The sequence below is a fragment of the Streptomyces recifensis genome (assembly GCF_002154615.1).
GTDB classification, from domain to species: Bacteria; Actinomycetota; Actinomycetes; order Streptomycetales; family Streptomycetaceae; genus Streptomyces; species Streptomyces griseoluteus.
This window is the reverse complement of record NZ_MUNH01000542.1, coordinates 1-8,893: the sequence shown is the minus strand read 5'-3', so window position 1 is coordinate 8,893 and position 8,893 is coordinate 1. Positions and strand designations below refer to the sequence as shown.

Sequence of the window (8,893 nt, the reverse complement as noted above, 5' to 3'; positions counted from 1 at the left end):
CGGCCGGCTCGCCGACCGGTTCGGCGGGGCACGGGTGAGCCTGGCGGTCTTCGCCGCGATGGCCGGCGGCGCACTGCTGGCGCTGGCCGCCTCCCGCGCCCGCTCCCTCCCCCTGTTCGTGACGGCGTTCACCGTGCTGTTCGTCCTCAGCGGCCTGGGCAACGGCTCGACGTACAAGATGATCCCGACCCTGTGCCGCGCCACCCCCGAGGGCGAGGCCCGCGCCTCGGCGTTGATCGGCTTCGCGGGCGCGGTCGGCGCCTTCGGCGGAGTGCTGGTCAACATCGCCTTCCGCGAGTCGTTCCTCGCGGTCGGGAACGGCGACGGGGCGTACGTCGCGTTCGTGGCCGCGTACGTGGTGTGCGCGGGCGTGACCTGGACGGCGTACGTGCGGCGGTCGGCCTGACAGGGGCGCTCAGGAGAGTTCCTCGACGTCCGCCAGGTCGAACGCCGCGAACCCGGCCGCGTCCGACTCCCCGCCGAGCCGCTGCTCGGACCAGATCGTCTTGTCCTGCTGGCTGTGCCGCACGCCCCAGTGGGTGCTGAGGCGCATGACGATGTACAGGCCACGCCCGCCCTCGTCGCTCTCACGGGCGTGGCGCAGGTGGGGGCTGGTGCTGTTGGCGTCGGTGACCTCGGTCAGCAGCCGGCCGCTGTCGTGGATGAGACGCAGCTGGATGGGCCCGGCCCCGTAGCGGATGGCGTTGGTGACGAGTTCGCTGACGATCAGCCCGGTGGTGTAGGCCGCCGCCTCCAGGTGCCAGACAGCGAGCTGCTGGCCGACGAGCCGTCGTGCCGTGCTCACCACGGACGGCTCCGCGGGCAGCGTCCAGTCCGCGACGTTCTCCTTGGCCAGGGTGCGGGTGCGGGCGAGGAGGAGGACGGCGTCGTCGTCGCGGGAGGGCGCCATGCGGTACACGGCGTCGTCGCTCAGTTCCCGCAGGGGCCGCGCGGGCGAGGCGAGGGTCTGGGCGAGCCGGCGCCGGGCGGCGGCCGGGTCGTGGGCGTGGGCGCCGAGGAGGCCGTTGGTGTAGTGGGCGATCAGAGTGCCGGCGGGCAGGTCCATCAGGGCCGGGGTGAAGACCCGTCCGCCGCCCGCGCCCAGCGGTGGCCCGAGCGGTACGTCCACCTGGACGGGCGAGCCGGCGGGGTCGACGATCACCGGGGCCGGGTGTCCGGCCCGCACCATGGCGCAGCGGCGGGAGACGGGGTTGTAGACGGTGATCGCGCAGGTCGCCACAGAGGCGTTCGAGGGTTCGGCGAGCTGTGAGGCGACCTCGTCCAGGTGGGTCAGCAGCTCGTCGGTCTCCAGGTCTTTCAGCGCGAGGGTCCGCAGGGCGATACGGAGCTGGCCCATCGTGGCCGCCGCCTCGATCCCGTGCCCGGCGACATCGCCGACGACGAGGGCGACGCGCGCCCCGGAGAGGGGGATGACGTCGTACCAGTCGCCGCCCGCGCTCTCGGGCAGGTACATGTGGGCGGTCTCCACCGCCGACAGGCGCGGAGTGGTGCTGGGCTGGAGCTTGCGCTGCAAGGTGGAGGCCACCATGTGCTCGCGGCGGTAGCTGCGCGCGTTGTCCAGGTGGGCGGCGGCGGTGGCGGCCGCCTGCCGGGCCACGTCGAGGTCGGCCTCCTCGAAGGGGTCGGTCCGGTGCCGGTACAGGGTGAGCAGGCCGAGGACGGTGTCCCGCACCCTGAGCGGTACGACGATCATGGATCGCACGTTCGCCTTGAGCAGCGGCTCGAACATCTCCGGGTCGGCTGCCAGCCACGGCGCGTCCGGCGTCACCGCGACGATCCGGGCCTCCGTGTCGTTGAGGGCCTGCGTGTACGGCGTGGGGTAGGGGAAGGGACGACTGTCCCCCTCCCTCCGGGTGGTGAGTGTGTCCGCGGGGGCGAAGGAGATCCGGCGCAGCGGCGCCGCGGACGACAGGGGGCCGGACGTGAGGCCGTCGTCCAGCAGGTCGACGCTCGCTCCGTCGGCGAACGCCGGGACCAGGCCCCGCACCAGCTCGTCGGCCGTGGTCCGCACGTCCAGCGTGGAACCCACGGTCGAGTGCACTCTGCTCAGGACCGCTAGCCGGTCCGCCGCCGCCTGCCTCTCGGTCACGTCCTCGACCACGGCCACCAGGCCGGGAGGCCCGTCGCCCGAGTCGGGCAACGGGAAGAGGGACACCTCCACCGTGAGCGTCCGGTCCGGGTCCGACGGCGACTGGCCCCGGATCAGCATGCGCCGCAGCGGCACGCCACTGGCCAGCACCTCGTCCATCAGGGACGTCAGCTCGGCCGACTCCACACCGGGCGCGAAGTCCTCGACGTCATGCCCGACCACGTCCTCGGCGGCCAGCTTCCGCACCCCTCGTCCGGACGGGTTGTAGCGCCTGACCTTCCGCTCGGTGTCGAAGACGAACAGCCCTTGGGGAGAGTTGCCGAACAGCGCGTTCAGCACCGCGGCATCATCGATGGGATCGCTCGCCACCGCAGGCTCCCTTCCCGGACGTACCTCCTCACCTTCTCGCATCGACGGGCCCCAGCAACTCGACCGGGAAGCGGAGGGAGCGGGGCGCGGTGACCGGCGTGGTTTTTCAGCGCACTCGTTCCGGCACGGTGGCCGCCCGGCCGGTGCCCCGACCGCTCCGGCCCGGCGTGCCGGACGTGGGCCGCGTCGACCGGCCCTGGGCGACACAGGCCAGTGCGCCACAGGCGAGGCCGACGGCCGTGGTCCCGTCGAGGGGCGCGCCCTGCACGCCCCAGGCCGCGAGCACGGAGACCGCCGGGATGAGGGCGAACAGGATCGACGCTCCCCGCGCTCCCCGGCTGCGCACGCAGGCCGCGTAGCAGACCATGCCCACCGCGCTGGCGAGCACGAGCAGCAGGAGCAGGGCGACGGCGGGCAGGGGGTCGGTGATGTGCTGCGGGGTGCTGAGGGCCAGCGCGGCGGCCGGAAGCACGGAGACGGTGACACCGATCGCGGTGAACACGAAGGGGTCGACCGCCTTCAGCCTCCGCTCCTGGAGGAGGGAACCGCCGGACAGACCGCCGAGCGCGATCAGGACGGTGATCAGCCCCGGCCCGACGGACGGGTCGGCCAGCAGCCGTGGCAGGCAGGCCGCGACCACGCCCACCGCGCCGAGGGCGAGGGCGACGAGCCCCCAGGAGTTCTCGCGCCGCCCCAGCACCAGCCGGGCGAGGACGGCGGTGGTGACGGGGTTCATCGCGATCACCAGCGCCGCGACGCCCGGCCCCACCCCATGAGCCATGCCCCAGTAGAGACCGAGGAACTGCACCCCCTGCACCAGCAGCCCGCCGGAGACCGTCCGGGCGAGCAGCCGTCCGCGCGGCAGCGGCGTCCGCCGCACGGCCACGACGGTCCACATCAGCACGGCACTGATCAGAAAGCGCAGCAGGATCAGGAGGAACGGCGAAACATGGCCGAGGGTGAGGGCGCCGAGGGGATACCCGAGGGCGTAGAGCAGGACGGTCAGGGCCGGGAGAAGTCGCTGGAACATGCTCCGACCTCAGCACCGGCACCGGTCGGCGTGCGTGACCGATCGTGATTCGTGAACGATCCCCGTTCCCCACGTCGTCCGCCGGTGACAATGAGGCATGGCGACTCTCGACATCACCTGCCTGCGCAGCCTGGTCAGTGTGGCTTCCTTCGGCGGGGTCCGCAGGGCCGCCGAGGCCCTGCATCTGTCACAGGCGGGAGTGAGCGGTCATCTGCGCCGCCTGGAGACGGAGCTGGGTTTTGCCGTCGTGACTCGGCAGGGCCGGAACATCGCCTTCACCTCCCGGGGCGAGGACGTACTGCGGGAGGCGTACCGGCTGCTCGGTGAGCACGACGACGCGCTGCACCGGCTGCTGGGCCCGGCGAGCGGGGAGCTGCTGGTCGTCTCCACCGAGCACGCCACCGAGGCGCTGCTGCGCGCGGTCGCGCGCGTGCTCTCCCGCGACCACCCGGACCGGGCCGTCCGTTTCCGCTTCCACCGCAGCGCCCGCGTGCGCGAGTTCGTGCACGACCACTCGGCGGACGTGGCACTGGGCATCGGGGACCTCGGCCAGGGCACCCGGCACCTCACCGATCTTCCGCTCACCTGGGTCGGCCCGGCGGACCGCGCTCCGGACACGGGCGCGCTGGTCACCTTCACCGCGCCGTGCACCGTCCGGGACCACATCCTGGCGTCCGAAGCGGCGGCGGGCGGATCGCTGGTCCGGGAATGCGCCGACCTGGTGGGTCTCCTCTCCGCCGTCAAAGCCACCGGGGGCATCACGGCTCTCCCGCAGGCCCGGCCGAGCGAGCCGGGTCTGCTGGCGATCGACTCCCTTCCGCCGCTCCCCTCCATCCCCCTGACGCTGGTCACCAGTAACCGCCTTGCCCCCAGGACCAGAGACGGCGTCATCGCCGCGCTCCTCTCGGCCACCCGGCGCGACGGCTCCCCCGGCGCCACCGCCGGCCGCTGACGCACGCCCGCGCGGGCAGACGGGACAGCGCCCCGGGAGTGAGATGCTGGGAGGGGGCCGAGCTGTCACTCCTCGCCCCCGCACATCCCGTACCGCTGGAGCCGCCGTGTCCCCCTCCTCCCCCGCCCCCGGCGACCCGGACGCCCTCTTCGGGCTGGCCGAGCTGCTGGGCGCCGAGGACCACAGCGAGGACCCGGAGCCGGACGGGACCCCCGAGCATCTGTCCCGGCTGCTGGATGTGCGGGAGATCTACGCCGAGCCCGCCGCCGCCCTCTCCGCCCGCGGCCGGCAGGTCATCGCCCGCTTCCCCGAGGCGCGCGTGCTGGAGGTCGGTTCGCACTGGAACATCCCCCACCTGCACGGCAACGAGGGCAACGCGGACCGCTGGGTGCGGGTCAAGCGGCAGACGCTGGTCCTCGGCGTGCGCAAGTCACTGACCGTACGGCCCAACGGACGCTCGGCGGACTGGATCGCCCCCGGCGCCTCCAACGGCTGCGCCATGTCCTGCGCGTACTGCTACGTCCCGCGCCGCAAGGGGTACGCCAACCCGATCACCGTCTTCACCAACATCGGGGACGTCGTCGACGCCCTGGACCGGCACATCACCTCCCTCGGCCCGAAGCAGGAGCCCACGCAGTGCGACGAGGAGCGCTGGGTGTACGACACCGGGGAGAACGGCGACTGCTCGGTGGACGCGCTGATCAGCGACAACACCGCCGACCTCGTCGCGGCCTTCCGGCGGTGGCCCACCGCGATGGCCTCCTTCGCCACCAAGTACGTCAACCGGGACCTGCTCGCCCTGGACCCGCGCGGCTCGACCCGTATCCGCTTCTCGGTGATGCCGCCCGGCGACTCCCGGCTGCTGGACGTGCGGACCAGCCCGGTGGCCGAACGGATCGCCGCCGCCGGGGACTTCCTGGACGCGGGCTACGAGGTGCACTTCAACCTCTCCCCCGTCGTCCTGCGCCCCGGCTGGGAGGAGGACTGGGCGGAGCTGCTGCGCCACCTCGACGACGTACTGCCCGCACGAGTGAAGGCGCAGGCGGCGGCCGAGGTCATCATGCTGACGCACAACCGCCAGCTCCACGACGTGAACCTGCGCTGGCACCCGCGCGCCGAGGACGTGCTGTGGCGCCCGGAGATCCAGCAGGCCAAGCGCTCGGAGAACGGGGCGCTGAACGTGCGGTACCGCAACGACGTCAAACGCGAGGGCGTGCGGCGGGTGACCGAGCTGGTCGCCGCGCACGCGCCCTGGCTGCGGGTGCGATACGCCTTCTGAGTTGAACCGGCACGAGGGAATCCGTGGCCCCTGCACGGTGTTACCCGAGTCGGCCCGCGTCCGGCACGACGGGCCGTCATGCCGACCCACGACCCAGGGGAGCCCCGCGTGAGCGTCCTGTTCGAACCGCTGTCCCTCCGTTCGCTGACCGTGCGGAACCGTCTGTGGATGGCGCCGATGTGCCAGTACTCGGCCGCACCCGAGGGCTCGGAGACCGGCGCGCCGAACGACTGGCACTTCCAGCACCTCGCGGCCCGCGCGGCGGGCGGCACCGGCCTGATCCTCACCGAGGCCACCGCCGTCAGCCCGGAGGGCCGCATCAGCCCCTACGACCTGGGGTTGTGGAACGACACCCAGCAGGCCGCGTTCGCGCGCATCACCCGCTTCCTCAAGTCCCACGGCGCCGTCCCCGGCATCCAGATCGCGCACGCCGGCCGCAAGGCGTCCACCGAGCGGACCTGGGTGGACCGGGGCGCCCCGATCGCCCCCGGTGACGGCTACGGCTGGCGGCCCGTCTCCGCCGACGCGCTCCCCTTCGACGACGGGTACACCACCCCGGCCGAGCTGACCACCGCCCAGATCGACGGAGTCGTCGAGGAGTTCGCCGCGACCGCCCGGCGTGCGCTCGCGGCGGGCTTCGAGGTCGCCGAGATCCACGGGGCCCACGGCTACCTCGTCCACCAGTTCCTCTCCCCGTACGCCAACCACCGCACCGACGCCTACGGCGGCTCCTACGAGGGGCGGGCCCGGTTCGCGCTGCGGGTGACGGAGGCGGTCCGCGAGGTGTGGCCCGACGAACTCCCCGTGTTCTTCCGGGTCTCGGCCACCGACTGGCTCACCGAGGACGAGAGCGACGACCGTACGGGCTGGACCGTGGACGACACGGTCCGGCTCGCCGCCGACCTCGGCCACCGGGGCATCGACCTGATCGACGTGTCCTCCGGCGGTATCGCGCCCCGCGCCCGCATCGAGACCGGCCCCGGTTACCAGGTGCCCTTCGCCGAGCGGGTGCGCCGTGAGACCGGCCTGCCGGTCGCCGCGGTCGGACTCATCACGGAGGCGCGCCAGGCCGAGAAGATCGTCACCGACGGCCAGGCCGACGCCGTCATGCTCGGCCGTGAGCTGCTCCGCGACCCCTGCTTCGCGCTGCGCGCCGCCCGCGAACTCGGTGACGAGCCGTACGTCCCCCAGCCGTACCACCGGGCGTACTGACCGGGTTTCGAGATCACTCCAACTCCAGTCGTACGGGCGCCTGCTCCGGCCGGGCGGGCAGTCTCAGTCCGTCGCGGCCGGGGGTCAGCGAGCCGAGGAGGCTCGGATGGCGGGCGCCCGTGCTGGCGGGGTCCGTACCGGCCAGGCCGTGCAGGGTGAGGAAGCCCAGGACGGCGAAGGCGTACGCCTCCTTGGCGGCCGAGGGGAGGCCCAGGTCGTCGGAGAGGCGCACCGGGACGCCGGGCAGTGCGGCGGCGAGGGCACGCATGAGCGTGGGGTTCCGGGTGCCGCCGCCGGAGGCGATGACCTCGGTGGCGGACACCGACCGTACGGCGTCCGCGATCGTACGGGCGGTCAGTTCGGTGAGGGTGGCGAGGACGTCCTCGGTGGAGACGCCGGCCGGCGAGTCGGCGGCCCGAGCCCGCGGATAGCCGGGGTGGAACAGCTCCTTGCCCGTCGTCTTCGGCGCGGGGCGCGCGTAGTACGGGTCGGCCAACAGCCGCTCCAGCAGCGGCTCGTGCACCCGCCCTCGGGCGGCCAGCGCGCCGTCGGCGTCGTACGCCAGCCGGCCCCCGCTGGCCTCCCGCGCCGCCGCGTCCACCAGGGCGCAGCCCGGCCCGGTGTCGAAGGCCGTCCCGTCCGGCGCGGTGAGGTTGGCGATGCCGCCGATGTTCAGCGCGACCGGCGTCCCCGGCCTGCCCCGCAGCCACAGCCGATCCACGAGGCTGACCAGCGGCGCGCCCTGACCGCCCGCGGCCACGTCACGGGGCCGGAAGTCGGCGACCACGGGCAGCCCGGTCGCCTCGGCGATCCAGGCGGGCTGTCCGAGCTGGAGGGTGCCGTGCACCCGGTCGCCGTCCACCCAGTGGTAGACCGTCTGCCCGTGCGAGGCGATCAACTCGGCGGCACCACCGCACAGTTCGGAGTCGGCCCGAGCGGCCGCCGCCGCGAAGGCCTGCCCGATCCGGGTGTCCAGGCGGCACACGTCCGCCAGGGGTACGGCCGCCGGGGGCAGCGCACCGGAGAGCAGCTCCCGCAGGCCGGGGTCGTACGGCTCGCTCACCATCCCGAGCGGCTTCAGGTGGAGCGTGTCCCCCGCCAGGCGCAACTCGGCGGCCGCCGCGTCAATGCCGTCGTACGACGTTCCCGACATCAGGCCGATCGCCAGCATCCGTTCCATCCACCTTTCCCGCGATGCCGTTGAACGCGGTCTTCTTGAAGAGGGCGAGCATGCTCACCGCACAGGCCCCCGCCGCGTAGTAGGCGGGTACGTCCACGTTCCCGGTCCGCTTCACCGCCTCCGTGATGATGAGCCCGGCGCAGCCCGAGAACACGCCATTGGACAGGGCGTAGGCGAGCCCTAGCCCCGTGCAGCGCACCCGCGTGGGGAACATCTCGGCGAGCAGGGCGGGGCCCGGTCCGGCCATCAGGCCCACGATCGCACCGGCGAGCAGCACGGCCGGCCCCTTCACCAGGGTCGGAGTGCCCGGGCTCTGCAGGAGGTCGAGCAGGGGCACCGCCAGCACCACGACCAGGCCCGCCCCCGTCAGCATCACCGGCCGGCGTCCGACCCGGTCGCTCAGCAGGCCGGCCGGGATGATCGTGACGGCGAAGCCGAGGTTGGCCAGCACGGTCGCGGTGAGCGCCTCGCGGAAGGTCGTGTGCAGGGCCGTCTGGAGGTAGGAGGGCAGTACGACGAGGAAGGCGTACCCGGCCGCCGCCCAGCCCATCACCCGTCCGGCGCCCAGCGCGACGGCCCACACCACGTCCCGTGCGGGCAGAGCCTCGGCGGGCTCCTGATCCCGGAAGGTCGGCGTCTCGTCCAGCCGCAACCGCAGCCAGAGCGCGCCCAGCCCCATCGGCAGCGCCAGCAGGAACGGCAGCCGCCAGCCCCACGCGCTCAGCTGGGCCTCGCTCAGCAGGCTCGCCAGCACCGCCGCG

7 protein-coding genes and 1 pseudogene are annotated in these 8,893 nt (G+C 73.4%); 4 read left to right on the top strand and 4 right to left on the bottom strand.

Annotated features, from left to right (window positions below; translation table 11 throughout):
- Positions 1-406: pseudogene (locus tag CCN33_RS32255) on the top strand (MFS transporter); the annotation flags it as partial.
- A 9-nt stretch (positions 407-415) separates the two neighbouring features.
- Here the strand turns inward: CCN33_RS32255 and CCN33_RS25270 are convergent.
- Both CCN33_RS25270 and CCN33_RS25265 read right to left on the bottom strand, forming a co-directional pair.
- A complete protein-coding gene (locus CCN33_RS25270) occupies positions 416-2,479 on the bottom strand; it encodes a SpoIIE family protein phosphatase (protein WP_086695772.1) in 2,064 nt (687 codons plus the stop codon).
- A gap of 106 nt (positions 2,480-2,585) precedes the next feature.
- The gene (locus tag CCN33_RS25265) at positions 2,586-3,509 is read right to left on the bottom strand and encodes a DMT family transporter (RefSeq protein ID WP_086695771.1); all 924 of its coding nucleotides are present in this window, start codon (positions 3,507-3,509) and stop codon (positions 2,586-2,588) included.
- A gap of 97 nt (positions 3,510-3,606) precedes the next feature.
- Between CCN33_RS25265 and CCN33_RS25260 the strand changes: the two genes are divergently transcribed.
- The 3 genes from CCN33_RS25260 to CCN33_RS25250 all read left to right on the top strand — a co-directional run bounded on the left by CCN33_RS25260 (position 3,607) and on the right by CCN33_RS25250 (position 6,952).
- Entirely contained in the window at positions 3,607-4,461 is an 855-nt protein-coding gene (locus tag CCN33_RS25260; RefSeq protein WP_086695770.1) for a LysR family transcriptional regulator, read from the top strand.
- A gap of 106 nt (positions 4,462-4,567) precedes the next feature.
- Positions 4,568-5,740: a spore photoproduct lyase family protein gene (locus CCN33_RS25255; RefSeq protein WP_086695769.1), complete on the top strand. Its 1,173-nt coding sequence runs from the start codon at positions 4,568-4,570 to the stop codon at positions 5,738-5,740.
- A gap of 108 nt (positions 5,741-5,848) precedes the next feature.
- On the top strand, positions 5,849-6,952 hold the full coding sequence (locus CCN33_RS25250) for an NADH:flavin oxidoreductase/NADH oxidase (protein WP_086695768.1): 1,104 nt from the start codon (positions 5,849-5,851) through the stop codon (positions 6,950-6,952).
- Between the two features lie 13 nt (positions 6,953-6,965).
- Here the strand turns inward: CCN33_RS25250 and CCN33_RS25245 are convergent, their stop codons facing one another.
- Both CCN33_RS25245 and CCN33_RS25240 read right to left on the bottom strand, forming a co-directional pair.
- Positions 6,966-8,123, bottom strand: coding sequence for an anhydro-N-acetylmuramic acid kinase (locus CCN33_RS25245; protein WP_086695774.1), 1,158 nt, complete (start codon positions 8,121-8,123; stop codon positions 6,966-6,968).
- Positions 8,077-8,893: MFS transporter (locus CCN33_RS25240; RefSeq protein ID WP_140394670.1), on the bottom strand; the 817-nt coding region annotated here is incomplete at its 5' end. The genes CCN33_RS25240 and CCN33_RS25245, both read right to left, overlap by 47 nt.